This is a genomic window from Flavobacterium plurextorum (assembly GCF_002217395.1).
GTDB lineage: Bacteria > Bacteroidota > Bacteroidia > Flavobacteriales > Flavobacteriaceae > Flavobacterium > Flavobacterium plurextorum.
In genome coordinates this window covers 17,488-37,136 of the sequence record NZ_MUHD01000015.1, presented here as the reverse complement: position 1 = coordinate 37,136, position 19,649 = coordinate 17,488, and the positions used below count along the sequence as shown (strand labels likewise).

22 protein-coding genes are annotated in these 19,649 nt (G+C 32.7%); 14 read left to right on the top strand and 8 right to left on the bottom strand.

Annotated features, from left to right (window positions below):
- Positions 1-112: 112 nt before the first annotated feature.
- On the bottom strand, positions 113-2,335 hold the full coding sequence (locus B0A81_RS08565; RefSeq protein ID WP_089057635.1) for an NADP-dependent isocitrate dehydrogenase: 2,223 nt from the start codon (positions 2,333-2,335) through the stop codon (positions 113-115).
- Between the two features lie 401 nt (positions 2,336-2,736).
- Between B0A81_RS08565 and B0A81_RS08560 the strand changes: the two genes are divergently transcribed.
- Complete coding sequence (locus tag B0A81_RS08560) at positions 2,737-3,150, top strand: helix-turn-helix domain-containing protein (protein ID WP_089057634.1); 414 nt, start codon at positions 2,737-2,739, stop codon at positions 3,148-3,150.
- Between the two features lie 827 nt (positions 3,151-3,977).
- Entirely contained in the window at positions 3,978-4,100 is a 123-nt protein-coding gene (locus tag B0A81_RS21910; RefSeq protein WP_262490135.1) for a hypothetical protein, read from the top strand.
- 8 nt (positions 4,101-4,108) lie between these two features.
- On the opposite strand, the gene rplS is transcribed toward B0A81_RS21910, so the two are convergent.
- Complete coding sequence (rplS, locus tag B0A81_RS08555) at positions 4,109-4,459, bottom strand: 50S ribosomal protein L19 (protein ID WP_089057633.1); 351 nt, start codon at positions 4,457-4,459, stop codon at positions 4,109-4,111.
- 197 nt (positions 4,460-4,656) lie between these two features.
- Complete coding sequence (gene trmD, locus B0A81_RS08550) at positions 4,657-5,331, bottom strand: tRNA (guanosine(37)-N1)-methyltransferase TrmD (protein WP_089057632.1); 675 nt, start codon at positions 5,329-5,331, stop codon at positions 4,657-4,659.
- Positions 5,332-5,558: 227 nt separating this feature from the next.
- On the opposite strand from trmD, the gene B0A81_RS08545 reads away from it, so the two are divergent.
- The 8 genes from B0A81_RS08545 (at position 5,559) to B0A81_RS08510 (ending at position 11,455) form a co-directional block, all read left to right on the top strand.
- Positions 5,559-5,885: a hypothetical protein gene (locus B0A81_RS08545; protein WP_089057631.1), complete on the top strand. Its 327-nt coding sequence runs from the start codon at positions 5,559-5,561 to the stop codon at positions 5,883-5,885.
- Positions 5,886-6,014: 129 nt separating this feature from the next.
- On the top strand, positions 6,015-6,476 hold the full coding sequence (locus B0A81_RS08540) for a nuclear transport factor 2 family protein (RefSeq protein ID WP_089057630.1): 462 nt from the start codon (positions 6,015-6,017) through the stop codon (positions 6,474-6,476).
- 130 nt (positions 6,477-6,606) lie between these two features.
- Complete coding sequence (locus B0A81_RS08535) at positions 6,607-7,482, top strand: sugar phosphate isomerase/epimerase family protein (protein WP_089057629.1); 876 nt, start codon at positions 6,607-6,609, stop codon at positions 7,480-7,482.
- Positions 7,483-7,496: 14 nt separating this feature from the next.
- Complete coding sequence (locus B0A81_RS08530) at positions 7,497-8,402, top strand: archaemetzincin family Zn-dependent metalloprotease (RefSeq protein WP_089057628.1); 906 nt, start codon at positions 7,497-7,499, stop codon at positions 8,400-8,402.
- 12 nt (positions 8,403-8,414) lie between these two features.
- A complete protein-coding gene (locus B0A81_RS08525; protein WP_089057627.1) occupies positions 8,415-8,759 on the top strand; it encodes a cupin domain-containing protein in 345 nt (114 codons plus the stop codon).
- Positions 8,760-8,904: 145 nt separating this feature from the next.
- Positions 8,905-10,047 carry an MFS transporter gene (locus B0A81_RS08520; protein ID WP_233207107.1) on the top strand — a complete coding sequence of 381 codons (1,143 nt, stop codon included), beginning with the start codon at positions 8,905-8,907 and terminating at the stop codon, positions 10,045-10,047.
- Positions 10,048-10,115: 68 nt separating this feature from the next.
- Complete coding sequence (locus B0A81_RS08515) at positions 10,116-11,048, top strand: peptidylprolyl isomerase (protein ID WP_089057625.1); 933 nt, start codon at positions 10,116-10,118, stop codon at positions 11,046-11,048.
- 95 nt (positions 11,049-11,143) lie between these two features.
- The gene (locus tag B0A81_RS08510) at positions 11,144-11,455 is read left to right on the top strand and encodes a cytochrome C (RefSeq protein ID WP_089057624.1); all 312 of its coding nucleotides are present in this window, start codon (positions 11,144-11,146) and stop codon (positions 11,453-11,455) included.
- A 111-nt stretch (positions 11,456-11,566) separates the two neighbouring features.
- On the opposite strand, the gene B0A81_RS08505 is transcribed toward B0A81_RS08510, so the two are convergent.
- A complete protein-coding gene (locus tag B0A81_RS08505) occupies positions 11,567-11,962 on the bottom strand; it encodes a GreA/GreB family elongation factor (protein ID WP_089057623.1) in 396 nt (131 codons plus the stop codon).
- A gap of 416 nt (positions 11,963-12,378) precedes the next feature.
- Positions 12,379-12,933 carry a thioredoxin family protein gene (locus B0A81_RS08500; RefSeq protein WP_089057622.1) on the bottom strand — a complete coding sequence of 185 codons (555 nt, stop codon included), beginning with the start codon at positions 12,931-12,933 and terminating at the stop codon, positions 12,379-12,381.
- Between the two features lie 175 nt (positions 12,934-13,108).
- Here B0A81_RS08500 and B0A81_RS08495 point away from each other — a divergent pair, with 175 nt between their 5' ends.
- Positions 13,109-13,444 (top strand): tRNA-binding protein, encoded by a 336-nt coding sequence (locus tag B0A81_RS08495; protein WP_089057621.1) that lies wholly within the window; start codon positions 13,109-13,111, stop codon positions 13,442-13,444.
- A gap of 73 nt (positions 13,445-13,517) precedes the next feature.
- On the opposite strand, the gene B0A81_RS08490 is transcribed toward B0A81_RS08495, so the two are convergent.
- The 3 genes from B0A81_RS08490 to B0A81_RS08480 form a co-directional block, all read right to left on the bottom strand.
- Positions 13,518-14,066 carry an RBBP9/YdeN family alpha/beta hydrolase gene (locus tag B0A81_RS08490; protein ID WP_089057620.1) on the bottom strand — a complete coding sequence of 183 codons (549 nt, stop codon included), beginning with the start codon at positions 14,064-14,066 and terminating at the stop codon, positions 13,518-13,520.
- Positions 14,067-14,213: 147 nt separating this feature from the next.
- Positions 14,214-14,582, bottom strand: a complete 369-nt coding sequence (locus B0A81_RS08485; RefSeq protein ID WP_078227816.1) for a PUR family DNA/RNA-binding protein — start codon at positions 14,580-14,582, stop codon at positions 14,214-14,216.
- A 69-nt stretch (positions 14,583-14,651) separates the two neighbouring features.
- Positions 14,652-16,430, bottom strand: coding sequence for an ABC transporter ATP-binding protein (locus B0A81_RS08480; RefSeq protein WP_089057619.1), 1,779 nt, complete (start codon positions 16,428-16,430; stop codon positions 14,652-14,654).
- 203 nt (positions 16,431-16,633) lie between these two features.
- Between B0A81_RS08480 and B0A81_RS08475 the strand changes: the two genes are divergently transcribed.
- The 3 genes from B0A81_RS08475 to yajC all read left to right on the top strand — a co-directional run bounded on the left by B0A81_RS08475 (position 16,634) and on the right by yajC (position 19,290).
- Positions 16,634-17,740, top strand: a complete 1,107-nt coding sequence (locus tag B0A81_RS08475) for a Glu/Leu/Phe/Val family dehydrogenase (protein WP_089057618.1) — start codon at positions 16,634-16,636, stop codon at positions 17,738-17,740.
- A 295-nt stretch (positions 17,741-18,035) separates the two neighbouring features.
- Positions 18,036-18,947 carry a transcription antitermination factor NusB gene (gene nusB / locus B0A81_RS08470; RefSeq protein WP_089057661.1) on the top strand — a complete coding sequence of 304 codons (912 nt, stop codon included), beginning with the start codon at positions 18,036-18,038 and terminating at the stop codon, positions 18,945-18,947.
- 67 nt (positions 18,948-19,014) lie between these two features.
- Positions 19,015-19,290 (top strand): preprotein translocase subunit YajC, encoded by a 276-nt coding sequence (yajC, locus tag B0A81_RS08465; protein WP_089055418.1) that lies wholly within the window; start codon positions 19,015-19,017, stop codon positions 19,288-19,290.
- Positions 19,291-19,649 lie beyond the last annotated feature (359 nt).

Genomic DNA, 19,649 nt, shown 5'->3' with positions numbered 1-19,649 from the left:
TATAGCAGGCTGAATTTTGTTAAACATTAGTTAAGAATAAAAAAAGGACAACCTTATGAGTTGTCCTTTCCGTATTTATTATAGATGTGCAGAGCAAAGCAGTGCGTCTAAATTATTTTATTTTGGCAATAATTGCATTGAATGTTTCGCTAGGACGCATTGCTTTGCTTACCAATTCTGGTGTTGGCTGATAATATCCTCCAAGTGTTTGAGGTTTTCCTTGTGCGCCAATTAATTCTGCATCAATTTTAGCTTCATTAGCTTCAAGTTCAGCAGCAATTGGAGTAAAGATAGCTTTTAATTCTGCATCTTTATTTTGAGCAGCCAAAGCCTGAGCCCAATAGAATGCAAGATAAAAGTGAGAACCACGGTTATCGATTTGTCCAACTTTACGAGCTGGAGATTTATCGTTTGCTAAGAATTTGTCATTTGCTTCGTCAAGAGTTTCAGCTAAAACAATTGCTTTAGAATTGTCTAAAGTTTGTCCTAAATGCTCTAAAGAAGCACCAAGAGCTAAAAATTCTCCTAGTGAATCCCAACGTAAATATCCTTCTTCTGTAAATTGCTCAACGTGTTTAGGAGCAGATCCTCCTGCGCCAGTTTCAAACAATCCACCACCGTTCATTAAAGGAACGATAGATAACATTTTTGCAGAAGTTCCTAACTCTAAAATTGGGAACAAATCTGTTAAATAGTCACGTAAAACGTTTCCAGTTACAGAGATAGTATCTAAACCTTTGATGATTCTGTCTAAAGTAAATTCAGTTGCAGCAACTGGATTTAAAATGCGAATATCTAAGTTTGTAGTATCGTAATCTTTAAGATATTTTTGAACTTTTAAAATCAATTCTCTGTCATGCGCTCTGTTTTCGTCTAACCAGAAAACTGCAGGAGTACTTGACAAGCGAGCTCTGTTTACAGCTAGTTTAACCCAGTCTTGAATAGGAGCGTCTTTTGCTTGACACATTCTGAAAATATCATTTGCTTCAACGTTTTGTTCCATTAAAACATTTCCATTTGCATCAACAACGCGAACAACGCCGTCTTCTTTCAATTGGAAAGTTTTATCATGAGATCCGTATTCTTCTGCTTTTTGAGCCATTAATCCAACGTTAGGAACACTTCCCATTGTTTTAGGATCAAAAGCACCGTGTTTTTTACAGAAATCGATAGTTGCAGTATAGATTCCAGCATAAGAACGATCCGGAATAATCGCGATTGTATCTTGTTGTTTTCCTTCTTTGTTGTACATCTGTCCAGAAGTACGAATCATTGCAGGCATAGATGCATCTACAATTACATCAGAAGGAACATGTAAGTTTGTAATTCCTTTATCAGAATTTACCATTGCAAGAGCTGGTCCGTTTTCGATAGCAGCATTGATCGCAGCTTCAACTTCAGCCTGCTCAGGTTTTCCAGCAATTTTTGCATAGATATCACCTAAACCATTTCTAGTGTCAATGTTTAATTCTTTGAATAAAGTTTCGTATTTTTTGAAAAGATCAGCAAAATAAACTTCAACGATAGCGCCAAAGATAATTGGATCTGAAACTTTCATCATAGTAGCTTTTAAGTGCACAGAAAGTAAAACACCTTCTTTTTTGGCATCAGCAATAGCTTCAGCAACAAAACTTTTTAAAGCTTTTAAATGCATTACAGAGCTGTCGATGATTTCACCAGCTTTTAAAGGAGTACTTGCTTTAAGAACAGTTGTAGAACCGTCTTTAGCAACAAATTCAATTTTTACATCATTAGCTTCAGTAACAGTAAGTGATTTTTCACTTCCGTAAAAATCACCATTCGGCATAGAAGCTACCTTAGTTTTTGAGTCAGCAGACCAAGCGCCCATTGAGTGCGGATTTGCTTTTGCAAAGTTTTTAACGGCTCTTGGAGCTCTACGGTCAGAGTTTCCTTCACGTAAAACTGGGTTTACTGCAGAACCTAATACTTTTGCATATTTTGCTTTAATTTCCTTTTCAGCATCATTTTGCGGATCTTCTGGGAAATTAGGAATGTTATAACCATGCGATTGCAATTCAGCAATAGCAGCTTTTAATTGTGGTACAGATGCAGAAACGTTTGGTAACTTGATAATATTAGCTTCTGGTTTTGTAGCTAATTGACCCAATTCAGCCAAAGCGTCACCTGTTTTTTGAGCATCTGTTAAAGACTCAGGGAAATTAGATAAAATTCTTCCTGCTAACGAGATATCTCTAGTTTCAATAGCAATACCAGCTGTGGAAGTAAAAGCTTGAACAATAGGTAATAAAGAGTAAGTCGCTAATAACGGCGCCTCATCAGTTAAGGTGTAAAAAATTTTTGAATTCTGTGTCATTTTTTTTTTTTTTTATAATCGTGTCGTCAAGGAATGGCGATGTGAATGATATAGTCGGCTCAAAATGAGCGGAGCAAATATAATAAAAACAGTCCGAAAACGGTATAGTTTTGCTGAGAAATACTGGAATTATCAGATTACTAATTCGCACACGTTAAATTGCCAAATCGATGATTTTGATATTAAAAAATTGCAGTTTTGATTAATCATAGGTAAAAGCAGAACATTTCGAAAATAGAAAACACTACAGTTGTATAAATCTATTTTATTTTCAGTCTTTTTTGTGCGAAAAGTTGTATTTTTGACCAAAAAGCAATCAACATGTAACAAATGTAAGATACATTGTTTAATATGTTTTTTACTTGTTGTTTATTATTACGCTTAATCATTATCTTTGAATTATGAGCACACTTACAAAACCAAATCATATAGGGCGAAAAATAAGCCGTATTCGTGAACTTCGTGATATGAAGCAAGAAGCTTTGGCGCAGACTTTAGGAACAAACCAACAAGCTGTATCGGCTATTGAAAACAGTGAGACAATAGATGATGAAAAACTTGCAGAAGTTGCAAAAGCTTTGGGAGTAAGTGTAGAAGCAATTAAAAATTTTTCAGAAGAAAATATGATTAGCTATTTTAATACTTTTCACGATAATAGTATCAATAACGGTCATTTGGGACATAATAATAATTGTATATTCAATCCATTAGACAAATTAATTGAAGCTTATCAGGAAAAAGAAAAGCTTTACGAGCGTTTACTGCAAGCTGAAAAAGACAAAATCGAATATTTGGAAAAACTATTAAAAAAATAGAAAACCAATTTTTTATTAAATACAAACCGATGCTTTATGAGTATCGGTTTTTTTTATTTTGGGCGCGTTCGCCGAAAAAGGCGAACCGGGCTATCCGTTTCAAGTCCTCGCACTTCCTTCGTCAGGCTGTGGGCTTTCCACTTCTATCCCTCACGCAAACCGTAGAATTAAGAACTTTTTGTTTATTAAGCGCAATTATTTTCACAATCTTGTCATTTCGCGCGAAGGGAGAAATCACACGCGGGATTCGACAAAGATTTACGATTTTAGGAACGGAGTTTCTGGTGTGATTTCCTCCTTCGTCGAAATGACAAGATTAAGCTGATAAAATCCGTTTTTATCAGCGTTTTCGCTTTAGCGAATCAGTATAATCAGCGTCTAATTTTGACGCGGATAAAACAGATTTACTTCGTAAAACGCAGATAAAAACGGATTTTATTTTCCAAAAGATTAACTTAATGACATTGACTTAAACCGTAGAATAAGAACTTTTTGTTTATTAAGCACAATTATTTTCACAATCTTGTCATTTCGACGAAGGAGAAATCACACGCGGGATTCGACAAAGATTTACGATTTTAGGAACGGAGTTTCTAGTGTGATTTCTCCCTTCGCGCGAAATGACAAGATTAAGCTGATAAAATCCGTTTTAATCTGTTTTTTCGCAAAGCGAATTTCAATATTGTCGCCAATTTTTGTCGCGCTACTTGCGAAGATTTCTCCTTCGTCGAAATGACAAACTAAAAGAAAATATTGTTATGAAAATTATTGCCCTAGCCCCGATAGAAATGGAAATCCTTTTGCTTTTTTCTTTATAAGGCAAAAGATTGAAACATCCCGAGGCTTCGGGAGCGGGATTAGCTCCTGAAAAAGATTATGGTATTTTAAAAATTGGACGCAAAAAAAAACTCGTTTCAAATGATATGAAACGAGTTTTTTATAACAATTAGATAAATGATTATCTTCTTTTATCTTTAATCTTAGCTTTTTTACCAGTAAGTTGTCTGAAGTAGAAAATTCTAGCTCTACGAACAGAACCTTTTTTGTTGATTTCGATTTTTTGTAAAGCTGGTAAGTTTACTGGGAAGATACGCTCAACTCCAATAGCTCCAGACATTTTACGAATCGTGAAAGTTTCTGTGTTACCAGAACCTCTTCTTTGAATAACAACTCCTTTAAAAAACTGAGTTCTTGTTTTTTCACCCTCTTTAATTTCGTAGAATACTGTAATAGTATCTCCAGCTCCAAATACAGGGAAATCTTTTCTAGCAACGAATTCGTCTTGAACGAATTTTAATAAATCTGCCATGATAATTTTATTATTATAGTTTTATTTAGAGTAACATTCACGGATCTCGCCAGAGGTTAGTCCAATTCGGGTGCAAATGTAGAAAATAATTATAAATTATGAATTATAAATTGTGAATTATTTTTTAAGATATAAAGTTGAAGTCTGTAAAGCTGTAATGTTCTAAAAATGAATATGCTGACTTGCGTATTTTAAGACTATTCCAGTAAATCAGGTCTTCTGTTTTTAGTATGTTCGTAAGCCATATCTTCGCGCCATTTATCAATTTTAGCAAAGTGTCCGCTCGTTAAAACTTCTGGAACTTTCCATCCTTTATAATCAGCAGGTCTTGTATATATAGGTCCTGAAAGTAAATTGTCCTGAAAGCTGTCTGTCAACGCTGAGGTTTCATCACTCAAAACTCCTGGAATTAATCGAATTAATGCATCAGATAAAACCAAAGCGCCTAATTCACCGCCAGATAAAACATAATCACCAATAGAAATTTCTTTAGTAATAAAATGATCTCTTACACGCTGATCAACACCTTTATAATGTCCGCATAAAATGATAATATTTTCATACATAGACATTTTGTTGGCCATTTTCTGGTTTAACGTTTCACCGTCAGGCGACATATAAATGATTTCATCGTATTCACGTTCACTTTTTAAGTGCGTGATGCAATCATCGATTGGCTGTACAGTCATTACCATTCCAGCGCCTCCGCCAAAAGGGTAATCATCAACACTTTTTTGTTTATTGGTTGTATAGTCACGTAAATTATGAAAGTGCACTTCTACTAAACCCTTATCAATAGCACGTTTCATAATCGATGCCTCAAACGGGCTTCTTAATAATTCCGGCAAAATCGTTATAATGTCAATTCGCATTGTTTTTCTTCAAAAGTTTGCTGCAAAGATACAAAGTTAATATTTGAAGTTTTAATGATTTAATATCTGAAACATTTATACCTGTTAAATTGAAATATTTGACCATTAAGAACCGTACGAGTTAATGTTTATTTAATCAATTGATGATCTTAGGTTTATTTATTTTTTTGGATTAAAGCCTACTTTTAAAATGATGTACCTATAGCAATAAGACAAAATAAATAAACATGAAAAAAATCACATTGTTACTTATAATTGTAATTTTAACTTCTTGCTCAAGCTCAAAAAATACATTAGATGGTTTGACTGGCAAAACGAGACACAATCTTATTAAAAGCTGGGGATTTCCTATTCGGACTATTAACAACGCTCAAGGACAGATATTGGTTTATGCAGATCAAGTTTATAAAAACTCTAACAATGCTAAGCAAAGAATTGCCGGGCCAAGTTATTGGAATTATACCTATATATACATTGATTTTGAAGGAAAAGTGTATTCGTATAAAAACGAAAAGCAGAATTATCCACCGCAGCAAATAGTTATTGCGGATTAACTTTAATGGCTGATCTTTTTTTTGTTTAGTTATTTACAATCAATAAGATAAGATTGTTTTTTGTTGTTTCTTTAAGTGAATTATTGTTAAATTTAATTACTTTTATTAAAGCTTAAAAAACAATAACAGATGAAAAAAGGAATAACAATACTAGCTGCAATTTTTGTACTTGCTTCTTGTAATAACCAAAACCAGTCAAAAACAATGGATACCACAAAAAACGAAAAAGTAGTAAAGCAATATTTTGAATATTTCAATAGTCATAATTGGAAAAAAATGGCTGAAATGTATACTGAAACAGCCGATTTTAAGGATCCTTCATTAGGGCAGGGAATTGTAAAGCAGACTCGGAAACAAATCGAGGAGAAATATGCAGGTTTAAATGAAGTTTTTCCAGATTTAAAAGACAGTATTGTGCAAATATATCCGTCAGGAGAGAAACATATAATTGTTGAATTTATTTCAAGTGGTACTGCGCCGGATAATTCAAAATTTGAACTGCCTATCTGTACTATTTTTACAATCGAAAATGGAATGATTACAAAAGATTTTACTTATTTCGATAACTTTGAAGAAGAAGATTCAAAGTAAAATAGCGTAATGAAAAATTTATGAGACAAGAGGAAATTATGTACAAAGAGACTGCGATTGCTCTTCATAGTTTTATTCGTGATTTTGAAAATCAGTTTGTATAATTTTAAGTTTTACTTTTTTTGTAAAGATGGTAACAAGAAGAAAATTTATAATAAACAGCAGTTTGGCAGGAGCCGCAGTTTTGGCTTTGCCGTCATTAGCATTTAGCATGGAGAAAAAAGAAATAGGCTTGCAATTATATACATTGCGAGAGGAACTTCCAAAAGACGTAAAATCGACTTTAAAGAAAATATCAGATTCAGGTTATTCAATTGTAGAAACTTACGGATTTTCAATCAAAGATCAGTTTTGGGGATTGTCGCCTTCAGAATTTAAAAAGATTTTGGATGAAAATGATTTGAAAGTCGTAAGCGGACATTATAATTTAGGGAGTTTTCTCTATGATGGAAATAAAGAAGAATTGATTGCTGCTATAAAAGCGGCAAAAACTTTAAAAAGCGATTTTTTAACTGTTCCATGGATTGATGAAGCGTATAGAAAAAATAGTGAAGATTATAAAAAGATTGCTGTACGTTTGAATGAAGCTGCCAAAATGTGTAAAGACGAAGGATTGAAATTTGCCTATCATAATCACGATTTTGAGTTTCAAAAATTAGAAAACGGCACTACAGGTTATGAGATTTTGTTAAAAGAAACAGAGAAAGATTTAGTGTTTTTTGAGTTAGATTTATACTGGGTTGTTCGTTCAGGCAACAATCCTCTTGAATTGTTTGCTGCAAATCCGTGGCGATTTAAAATGTGGCATGTAAAAGATATGGATAAAGAAAACCAGAGCTTGAATTCTGAAATAGGCTCTGGATCTATTGATTTTAAATCTTTTTTCAAGCAGCGAAAAATATCAGGAATGATGTGTTTTTTTGTGGAGCAGGAGAACAATTATATTCCAAATGCTATTGATTCGATTAAAACCAGTTATGATTTCATTTCAAAAAACTTAATCTGAATAAGTAGTAATTTATGAAGAAACTTGTTTTGTTGGTGTTTGTATTTTTTTGTTCTTGTCATTCAAATAAGAAAGAAGAAAATAATTCAAAAGCACAGTTAAATTCGCAGCAAATTTTACCTCCTCAACCTTATTTTTTAGATATTAAAGTTAATGATGTTAAGCTTGGGGAACCAGTTTTTGGCGATTGGTTGTTTTCTCATAAAGAGAAAGGGCAAAGTTTTGAGCAATTTGTTCGGACTAAACATGTTGTCCCAACAAAAGAAGAAGATATTATCTATTTGAAACCAATTGGACAATTTAATTCTTCACAATTAAAACAGATTGAATTGGTTCGTCAATATTTGCAAATATTCTTTCAGCTTGAAACCAAGGTTTTAGAAAATGCTTCAAATGATATTATTCCAAATCATGCCAGACGAATTGGAGATGTTGGACAAGAACAATTTTTAGCAGGATATATTTTGACAGATGTTTTAAAAGAAGAAAGTCCTGATAAAAGAATTGCATTAATGGCAATAACTGAAAAGGATTTGTATCCAAAACCAGAATGGAATTATGTTTTTGGGCTGGCATCTTACAGAGATAAAATTGCAGTAAGTTCTATTTACAGAATGCAGAAAGAAGCTGATTTTAATTTATGTTTAGATCGATTGCTGAAAATTTGTTCGCATGAGATTGGACATATGTTTGGTTTGCATCATTGTATTGAAGTAAATTGCGTCATGAATGGAACCAATAGTATGGTAGAAACAGACAGACATTCTATTAGATTATGTTCTCTCTGTCAAAGAAAATTATATTCGGGTTTTAAGTATGATAATGTAAAAAGGTTAAAAGAATTAGAAAAATATTTTAAGGACAACAATTTAGCTGAAGGATTACAGGTAACAAAAAAAGACCTTAAAAGCATTCAATAAAAATTAAATAATATGAGTTTCGGAACAAGTAAAGAGTTTATTAAAGGAGATGAAATAGAATGGGAAGTTGTAGGCGAAGGAATCAAACGTAAAATATTAGCTTTTGATGATCGCGTTATGCTTGTTAATGTACATTTTGAAAAAGGAGGAATTGGTGTTTTGCATGAACATTATCATTCTCAGGTTACTTACGTTTCAAGCGGTAAATTTGATGTTACGATAAGCGGCGTAACAGAAACTTTGAAAGAAGGAGATAGTTTTTATATTCCGCCTCATGCTGTTCATGGTGTTGTTTGCTTAGAAAGTGGTCTTCTAACCGATGTTTTTAGCCCAATGCGCGAAGATTTTATGAAATAAAAAAGTTTTCAAATACTGCATAATTGGTATAAAAAGGCTTGGTTTTAATGGAGACTTTAGAAATTTTATATTTTTTTTAAAGTTTTGGTTCCAATTAGAATAGTATTTTTGCAAAATGAATTTATCTAAAACGAATGTCCTTTTTATGGCAGTTTGCACTGGTCTTATCGTTGCAAATCTTTATTACTGCCAGCCTTTAATTGTTTTAATTGCCAACGAATTTAAAATTCCAGAAGCCAGTGCAGGAACTATAACTTATTTAACTCAGGCAGGTTATGCTATTGGGTTGTTTTTTATGGTGCCGCTAGGGGATAAACTAGAACGTAAAAAGCAAATTTTAATAACCACTTTTGCCTCTGTAATAGCATTGCTTATTGCTGCTGCAGCCAAAAGCTTTTTGGTTCTGCAAATTGCTTCTTTATTAATTGGGATTACATCAATTGTACCACAGCTTATTTTGCCTTTGGCAGCCTCGCTGAGCACTCCTGAACAAAGAGGAAAAGTAATTGGAACCATTATGAGCGGTCTCTTAGTTGGAATTCTTCTCTCTAGGACTTTAAGTGGTTTTATTGGTCAGATTTTAGGTTGGAGATCCATGTTTTATATTGCAGCGGGAATTTGTCTTTTGATCTTTTTCCTGATCCAAAGTAAATTTCCGGTTAATAAACCTCAGTTTAAAGGTACTTATGGCGAATTGTTAAAATCTTTGTTTACACTTATAAAAACACAGCCTGTATTGCGTGAAGCTACGATGATTAATGTTTTTAGCTTTGCTCAGTTTGGTGCATTCTGGACTACTATGGTTTTATTGCTTTCTGGTGAACCATTTCATTTTAATAGCGCAACAATTGGTTTATTTGGTATTGTTGGTGCTTCTGGAGCATTGGCGGCGCCTTTGGTTGGAAAAATTGGAGACAAAGGAAATTCCAGAATTGCAGTTGGTTACGGTTGTTTACTGATTTTAATAAGCTTTTTGATTTTCTATTTTTCTATTGAAAGTGTAATCGGAATTGCGATTGGAATTGTGTTTATTGATATTGGAATTCAAGGAGTGCATATTTCAAACCAAACGAGAGTTTATTCTCTATTACCTGAAGCCAGAAACAGGTTAAATACCGTATTTATGTCATTTAGCTTTTTAGGAACCGCGGCAGGATCTGCATACGGATTATTGTTGTGGAAATTAGGCGGATGGCATGCCGTAGCAATTGGCTGTATGGTGTTGTCATTATTAGCATTAGCCGTTTACGGACTTACTTATAAATCAAAGCAGAAACGTCGGGTCTAAAAAAATAGAAAGCGCAAATTGATAAAAAATTAATTTGTAAATTTGCAGTCAAATTAAAAATAACAACAATGGAAAACGGAATATACGCTAAATTCAATACTAGTAAAGGTTCGATTTTAGTAAAACTTACACACGATTTAACACCAGGAACCGTAGGGAATTTTGTAGCTCTTGCAGAAGGAAATATGGAGAATAAAGTAAAACCTCAAGGACAAAAATTTTATGACGGATTAAACTTTCATAGAGTAATTCCTGATTTCATGATTCAAGGTGGATGTCCAAAAGGAACTGGAACTGGAGATCCAGGTTATAAATTTGATGATGAATTTGTATCTAGTTTAAAACACGATCGTCCAGGAGTTTTGTCTATGGCAAATTCTGGTCCAGGAAGTAACGGTTCTCAGTTTTTTATCACACACGTTCCAACTCCTTGGTTAGATGGAAAACACAGTGTTTTTGGTTATGTTGTTGAAGGACAAGATGTAGTTGATGCTGTTGCTCAAGGTGATGCTCTTGAAACTTTAGAAATTATTAGAGTTGGTGAAGAGGCTCAAAAATGGAATGCAATCGAAGCTTTTATTGGTTTAAAAGGTGCTCGTTTGAAACGTGAAGCAGCTTTAAAAGCAGAATCTGAAGCAAAAATGGAACAATTAGCAGCAGGTTTTGATAAAACAGAAAGCGGTTTACGTTACAAAATGATTCAAAAAGGTGACGGTAAACAAGCAGAAGCAGGTAAAACAGTTTCTGTTCACTACGAAGGATCTTTAGAAAACGGAAAAGTTTTTGATTCATCTTACCCACGTAAAAAACCAATCGAATTTAGATTAGGTCAAGGTCAAGTTATTGAAGGATGGGATGAAGGTATTGCTTTATTACAAGTTGGAGACAAAGCTCGTTTTGTAATTCCTTCTGATTTAGCTTACGGACCATCAGGTGCAGGAGGAGTAATTCCGCCAAACGCAACTTTGATTTTTGACGTTGAATTAATGGACGTAAAATAATAAAACTGATAAAGTTTAAATTGATTTTAAATAGAATCCCATTCGCCTTGTCGAATGGGATTTTTTTTATATTTACTTAAAAATAAATCAAGGCAATGAAAACAAAAATTCTAACTTTAGCAGTTGTAACGTTACTTTTAGCGTCGTGCGGTACAAAAAAAACAACCGCTGCAACAGCAGAAACTTCTGCTCCAGCTTCTAAAACGGTAAAAGCCGAATTAACTCCTGAATTGGCAGAGGGTAAAAATTTGTATGATAATAGTTGTGCAAAATGTCACAAATTGTACGAACCAAAAGATTTTACGAAAGAAGATTGGAAGCCAATTTTGGTGCGTATGCAGAAGAAAGCAAAGTTAGACGATGTGAAAATGGCATCAATAACAAATTATATTCATTCGCAGTTATAATTTGCTTTTAAGAAATGATAATTAAAACTATTCAGTAAGTCTATTGAATAGTTTTTTTGTTTATGGATAGATATAAAAAAAACACCGTCACAGAATGAGGTGTTTAAAAAGTTATAAATTATGTACAGCCGTATTGTCTACTGCTATTATTTTTAAAGTCTTTATACCAGCAGGTAATTCCCAATCGACTTCGTCATTTTCCTTAAATCCGATGATAGCAACGCTTAATGGTGCAAGAATCGAAATTTTAGATTGTTTTACGTCTGCAGATGAAGGTAAAACGATTTGAATTTTCATTTGTTTATTCGCCTTTACATCTTCAATTGTTACAAAAGAGTTAATTCGGATAACAGAACTATCCAGCTCGCTTTCTTTGCTGATAACTGCACGATCTAATTCTTGCGAAAGCTGATTTGCTTCTTTAGTATTTGTTGAATTTTTGCTTTTTAATATCAATTCTCTTAAAAATTGATAATCTGTTTTACAGAATGTGGGTGTTGGTTTCATATATCTATATTTTATTGTTATAATTTAAACGTTTGTGTTTTGTATTTCAAATTTGTTCTTTCAGGCTGATTAGTTTTTTTTTAACTCAAAAAAAATCAAATTGTAGATTTTGTACAATTGATGTTTTGGGATTGTTTGATTAAAAAAAGCAAAAAATTATTTGAGAGAAGTTACTCCTTCAAATAAAAATAAATATTAAAATGTGGTAAAATCCTCCGCCTGAAAGAAGAAATTGGAATAGACGGAGGCCTAATTAATAAAGGCCTTACTATGTGAAATAAAAACAGCACCAGACAGTTCTCTTCTTAAAGAAGACAACAACAGGTAAACTGTAAATATTGTTATAGTGCTCAAAATGAGGATTTGTTTATTAGATAGTGCAAAGATAGGTAAACTTTTTTAAAGGTGTACACTCTTTATTTCCATTTGATATTGCAGCCTATACTTGGCTTTTGAATTGCATTTAAGGTACGATTGTAAATTAAGGCATCAATGGCACTTCTTAAATCGCTTCCGCTTAACGGAATTCCGTTTCCGGGTCTTGAATCATCAAGCTGACCTCTGTAAAATAATCGATCTTGACTGTCGAATAAGTAAAAGTCAGGAGTGCAGGCGGCATTATAAGCTTTTGCAATTTCTTGAGTTTCATCAAATAGGTAGGGAAAATCAATTTTATTTTTAAAAGCAAATTCAGTCATCATCTCTGGCGAATCTTCAGGATACTTTTCAATATCATTGCTTGAAATGGCTATTACGCCAAGTCCTTGAACGCGGTAATCATTTGCAATCATTACAATTTCTTTGATGACATGAAGAACAAATGGGCAATGATTGCACATAAAAATAACAAGAGTTCCTTTTGATCCTTTCAAATCTTCAAAAGAGTATTCATTATTAGAATTGGTATCTTTTAGATAAAAATTGGGAGCAATTGTTCCCAAAGGAATCATATTTGAAGGAGTTCGTGCCATTTTTATAGAAAATTAGTTCTCAAAAATAGCTTTTAATTTCTGTAAAAAAAAGAGCACAAGAATAATTCTTCTAGAGCTGCTTTTTAAGAGTAAAGACAGCTCTAAAAAATAGATTGCAGAAATAATGATATTAGGGACAAAATTTATAGGTTTGTAAATAATCAAAAATCAAAAAATGGATTTAACCTGGAATGAATTTGAAAGAACAGATATGAGAGTTGGAACTATCGTGGAGGTAAATGATTTTCCTGAAGCGAGAAAACCTGCCTTTCAATTGACTATAGATTTTGGGTCAGAAATTGGCATTAGAAAATCATCTGCACAAATTACAAAACGCTACCAAAAAGAAGATTTACTAAACAGACAAATTGTAGCGGTTGTAAACTTTCCTAAAAAACAAATAGGGAAATTTATGAGCGAATGTCTTGTGCTTGGTGCAGTAGGCGAGGAGGGAGATGTTATTTTATTAGCCCCCGATTTTAAGATTGAAAATGGACTTCGTATAGGATAGTGTTCAGTGTTCAGGTTTTTAGTGTTCAATTATTTACTTATCTAAAACTGAATACTAAAAACCTGAACACTGATTACTTATTAATATTCGATATCAGCTTTTGCAAAATCGCTTGTCCTTCTTCCCAATATTTTAAATCAGAATCTGAGTTAATGTGGCCTTGTCTGCCAATATTTACAAAATCACTACCCCATTTTTCAGCAAAATACTGCTTTCTTTCAAACAAAGAGTAAGGATCGTTTTCACTGGCTACAACTATCGACGGAAATGGTAATTTATAAAGCGGCATTGGCGAAAAATTTCTAATAACATCAGGAGTGTGTTCGGGTGAATCGACATCGGCAGGAGCAACCAGTAATGCTCCGGCAATATTTTTATTGTTGTTTGTTTCTGCCCAATGCAATACTAAAGAAACGGCTAAACTGTGGGCGACCAAAATAGTTGGTTTGTCAAGTTTAGAAACTTGCTCGTTTAAGCGAGAAATCCAATCTTCGCGAACGGGCTCATCCCAATTATCTTGAACTAAACGAATAGAATTTTTAAATTTCTCATGCCAAAAGGTCTGCCAATGTTTGTCGCCAGAGTTTCCTAGGCCAGGTAATATTAATAGTTGTATTTCCATTTCTTGGAATTTTTATATATTAAAATGGTTAGTTTAAAAGTTTAGACCTAGTTTTATCTCGACTAAACTTATAGAGTTTAAATATATAAAAAAAGTCCAAAATGGTTAGCATTTTGGACTTGTACTTTTTAAAAAGTTATAATAGGACTAAATATCGTCAAAATCGATATCTGTAAAGCTAGATCTTTGTCCTTCAGGTTTATCAGAACTGTATTCTTTTTTAAAATCTTTTTGATGTCTTTCAGAAATTACTTCTTCGCCTTTGTGGTTCAAAACGTATGAAGTCATTTCTTCTAATATTTCGGCAAAAGCACTAAAATCTTCTTTGTATAAATAAATTTTGTGTTTTTTAAAATGAAAAGAACCATCTTCTTCAGTAAATTTTTTACTCTCAGTAATTGTGATATAATAATCGTCAGCTTTAGTAGCTCTCACATCAAAGAAATAAGTTCTTCTTCCTGCTCGTAATACTTTAGAAAAAATCTCTTCTTTTTCTAACATGTCATTTTCTCTCATAATACGTTCTATCATTTTTTGGAATTAATAGTACTCAAAAATCATAAAAAATTATCTATTACGCAACAATTAAAGTAATTCTTTTTCCGAAAGTTGTTTTAAATATAACGAGGAATAATAGCCTTCCTGATTTATTAATTGATTATGAGAGCCTTGTTGAATGATTTTACCATCTTCTAAAATTATAATCTTATCGGCATTCTTTGCTGAGGAAACTCGATGACTGACTATTATTGTAGTTTTATCTTTACAAATTTCGAAAAGGTTATTTAGGATAGTTTCTTCTGTTTCGGTATCTACCGCAGATAAACAATCATCAAAAAGTAAAATTGCTGGATTTTTTATAATTGCCCTCGCAATCGATACACGCTGTTTTTGTCCGCCAGAAAGTGTGATCCCTCTTTCGCCTAAAACAGTGTCGTATTGCTTGTTGAAAGCGGCAATATTATCATGTACAACGGCACTTTTTGCGGCTTCAATTACTTCTTCATCTGTTGCATTTTGATTGCCAAATTTGATGTTATTCTTAATTGTGTCCGAAAACAAGAATGCATCTTGAGGAACAATTCCAATATTATTTCGCAAATCATTTAAGTTTAGCGTACTGATTTCATTTCCGTCAATCGTTATTCTTCCGTCATTAACATCGTATAATCGCGATATTAAAGATAAGATAGTCGATTTTCCAGAACCAGTTTTTCCTAAAATGGCTAATGTTTCTCCTTTTTTTACGGTAAAAGTGACATTTTTTAAAGCTTCAATGTTAGTATCTGCATAAGTATAACTTACATTTTCAAAAGCAATTGAACCTTGAATGTCTGATGAGTTTGGATTGTTGTTTTTGATTTCTGGTTCGATTTTCAAAAATTCATTTAGACGCTTTTGAGACGCTTCGGCTTCCTGAACCATAGATGAAACCCATCCTAATGAAGCAACAGGCCATGTAAGCATATTTACATACAATATAAATTCAGCAATAGTTCCAATATTCGGAATTGTTCCGTTGATATACATTACGCCTCCAAAATAAATCACAACTAAATTACTGATTCCGATCAGGGCAATCATTAAAGGACCAAATAATGATTGAACTCTTGCGAGACTTAAGCTTTTACGTTTGCTTTCTTCGGCAAGATCAATCATGTTGTTTTGATGTTGATTTTCTAAAGAATACGCTTTTATAACTCTAATTCCAGAGAATATTTCCTGCGAAAAACTCGAAACTTTTGATAAGTATTGTTGAAAGGTTGTGCTTCGCTTATTGATTTCAGAACTTAGTTTAAAAATGCAATACGATAAAATTGGTAAAGGTAAAATGGTATATAAAGTAAGTAACGGCGAGACATTATACATATATAGTATAACAATCGCAAAACGAATAAAAGTATTAATGGTATACATAACCGCAGGTCCTACATACATACGAACTTTTGATACATCTTCACTAATTCTGTTCATTAAATCTCCGGTGCGGTTTTGCTTGTAGAAATTTTGAGAAAGATTTTCGTATTGTTTAAAAACCTCATTTTTTAAATCAAACTCAATATGACGGGACATTACTATTAAAGTCTGGCGCATTAAAAAGGTTAAAAATCCTCCAACGATGGCACTTGCCGTGATTAAGAGTGCGTTATGGATTAATTCACGCTGGTAAAAATCGATAATTATTGTTGAATTTTTGTCTGCTTCGGATAATTTTAGAAAGCGCTCAATCACGTCAAAACACTTACTGACCAGTTTTGGAGTAAATAAGAAAAATATTTGTGCGATTATGGTGATTAAAATACCTAAGGAGAAACTGTATTTGTATTTAATGAAATATTTATTTAAATAGCTTAATTCTTTCATTTTTTTAAGAGATTCAATATTGAATTGATTTAATTTTATGAATTATTCTTAATTAAAATTATAATAAAATGTAATTAAATCAGAAATAATATATTGTGTAATTGTTATTATATAGATAAAAAATTAGCACAAGTGTATTTTTTGTTTAAGTTTGAGAAGTCTTTTTGACAAATTCATAATTTTAACTAATTAATACTAGCGCTATGGATGCAGCTTTCGCAACTGGAAAGGAACTTCAAAAAATGGATCCTGTTTTTGGTCAATTATCTTTTGACGATCACGAACAAATTGTATTTTGCAATGACAAAGATACAGGTTTAAAAGCAATTATTGGTATTCATAATTCGGTTATGGGTCCAGCTTTAGGTGGTACTAGAATGTGGAATTACAATACTGAATGGGAAGCGTTAAACGATGTTTTGCGTCTTTCAAGAGGTATGACTTATAAATCAGCTATCACCGGTTTGAATATCGGAGGTGGTAAAGCAGTAATTATTGGTGATGCTAAAACGCAAAAAACACCTGAGTTAATGCGCAAGTTTGGTGAGTTTGTTCACTCTTTAAGCGGAAGATATATTACTGCTGAAGATGTTGGAATGGAAACTAAAGATATGGATACTGTAAGAGATGTAACTCCTTACGTAACTGGAATCTCTGAAGAAAGAGGTGGTTCTGGAAATCCTTCTCCTGTAACAGCTTACGGTGTTTATTTAGGAATGAAAGCGGCTGCAAAAAGCCAATTTGGTTCTGATGTTTTAGATGGTAAAAAAGTTTTAGTTCAAGGAATTGGACACGTGGGTGAAACTTTGGTTGAGTATTTAACTAAAGAAGGAGCACAGGTTACAATTACTGATATTAACGAAGAAAAATTATATCAGGTTGCTTCAAAATACAATGCGACAATTTATACTGGCGAGGATTTATATACTGCAGATGTTGATATTTATGCACCATGTGCAATGGGAGCAACTATTAACGATAATACAGTTAACAAAATTAAAGCTAAAGTTATTGCTGGTGCTGCAAACAACCAATTGGCAGACGAGAATGTTCACGGTGCAAGATTACAAGAAAGAGGAATTTTATACGCTCCAGATTTCTTGATCAATGCTGGTGGAATTATCAATGTTTATGCTGAATTAGAGCATTATGGTAAAGCAGAAATCATGGCTAAAACCGAGAATATCTATAATACTACTTTAGAGATTATCGATTATGCTGTGAAAAACGGAATGACTACTCATAAAGCTGCGCTTACGATTGCTCAAAATCGTATTGATGCAAGAAAAATTGAAAACGCTAAGAAATAATTAGTGTTCAGTGTTCACTTTTTATAGTGTTTAGAAAATATATTAGTAAGTCTCAGTTTACAGTTTTTCTGTAGACTGAGATTTTTTTTACCTGTATACTTAGACTGACTACTAAAATACGGATTACTGATCACTATAAACGGAGACTGACCAGTAAATTCTGAAAACTGACCGCTAAAACCATTACTTTTTTGCGAATAAATTTTAATATAAGGATTGAAATTCCTAATTTTGCAGACTAATTTTTAAATGTTCTTACAAGGTGGTAAATAGAAGACACATACGCGTTAAAGTAATGCAGTCCATTTATGCAATGCATCAAAGCGGTTCTGATAATATGGAAAAAGAAGAGAAGTTTCTTTTCTACAGCATTGATAATATTCAGGATTTATATCTTATAATGCTTTCTTCATTGATTGAAATTTGCAAAAAAGAATCTGTTTTTTTACATCTTTCAAGCAAAAAACATCTTGCAACTGCTGCAGAACGTAATCCGAATGAAAAATTTATCAAAAACAAAATTTTTCAACTTCTTGCCGAGAGCAATTCTCTAAGTATCGCTTTAGAAAATCGTAAAATCAACAACTGGACTTTAAATGACGATTATATCATTTTACTTTTAAATGATATTAAAGCAAGCGATTTGTATAAAAAATACATGAGCAACAATGTTAATACTTTTGAGGAAGACAAACAGTTTATTGCTGATTTGTTTGCTGAAGTTATTGTTCCAAATGATAAATTATACGAATATCTTGAAGACGATAAATTAACTTGGGTTGATGATATTCCGGTTGTAAATACACATATCATTAAACAATTGAAAGCAATTAAGACTGAAGATCCAGACGATTTTAGAGTTCCTAAATTGTATAAAGATGTTGAGGATAAGGATTTTGCGAAAGATTTATTTAGAAGAACAGTTTTAAACGAATCTGTTTTGGCAAAAGAATACGATGATAAAACGCCAAATTGGGACAGTGAAAGGATTGCCGAAATTGATACTATTATCTTAAAAATGGCAATTTGCGAATTCTTGAAATTTCCTTCAATTCCAGTAAAAGTAACTCTTAACGAATATTTAGAAATTGCAAAAGAGTATTCTACACCAAAAAGTAGTATTTTTATCAACGGAATTTTAGATAATCTTGTTAAGGAACTTACAGCCAATAAAAAAATGGTTAAAGTTGGAAGAGGACTAATGTAAAAGGGTAATTCCAGTTTATAAATTCCAAAAGAAAGTATTAATATAAATCAAAAACAGAATTTCAATTATGGGACAATTAACTCAATTTGCGCCATTTCTATTAATGTTTGTGGTAATCTATTTCTTCATGATCAGACCACAGCAAAAAAGAGCAAAAAACGAAAAAGAATTTGAAAGCAGCCTAAAAGTAGGTGACAAAATAATTACAAAAAGCGGTTTCCACGGTAAAGTTGTTGAACTTGCTGAAACTTCAGTTATTATCGAAACAATGTCTGGAAAATTAAAAATAGAGCGTTCAGCTATTTCTATGGAAATGAGTGCTGCTTTGAATAAAAAAGCTTAATTTTTTAAATTACAATATCGAAAATCCCAAATTCCTCAATGGAGTTTGGGATTTTTTTTTGTGACAAAATTCAACACAATTTTGTCATTTCGAGGAACGAGAAATCTTCGTATGAAACTCCGCAAACAAAATCGTTAATCTTTGTAGAGCTGCTTATGAAGAGAAATTACAACAGGAACTCTATAGAAATCGACTCAATATTGTCATCCCGAGGAACGAGGGATCTCTGTAGGTAGCTCCTCAATCAATTTCCTCAATCATTGTAGAGTTTCTTACGAAGATTTCTCGTTCCTCGAAATGACAAAAAAAGAAAACCTTTGTCAAGGTTTAAAACTTTGGCAAAGGTTTAATGTAACGTG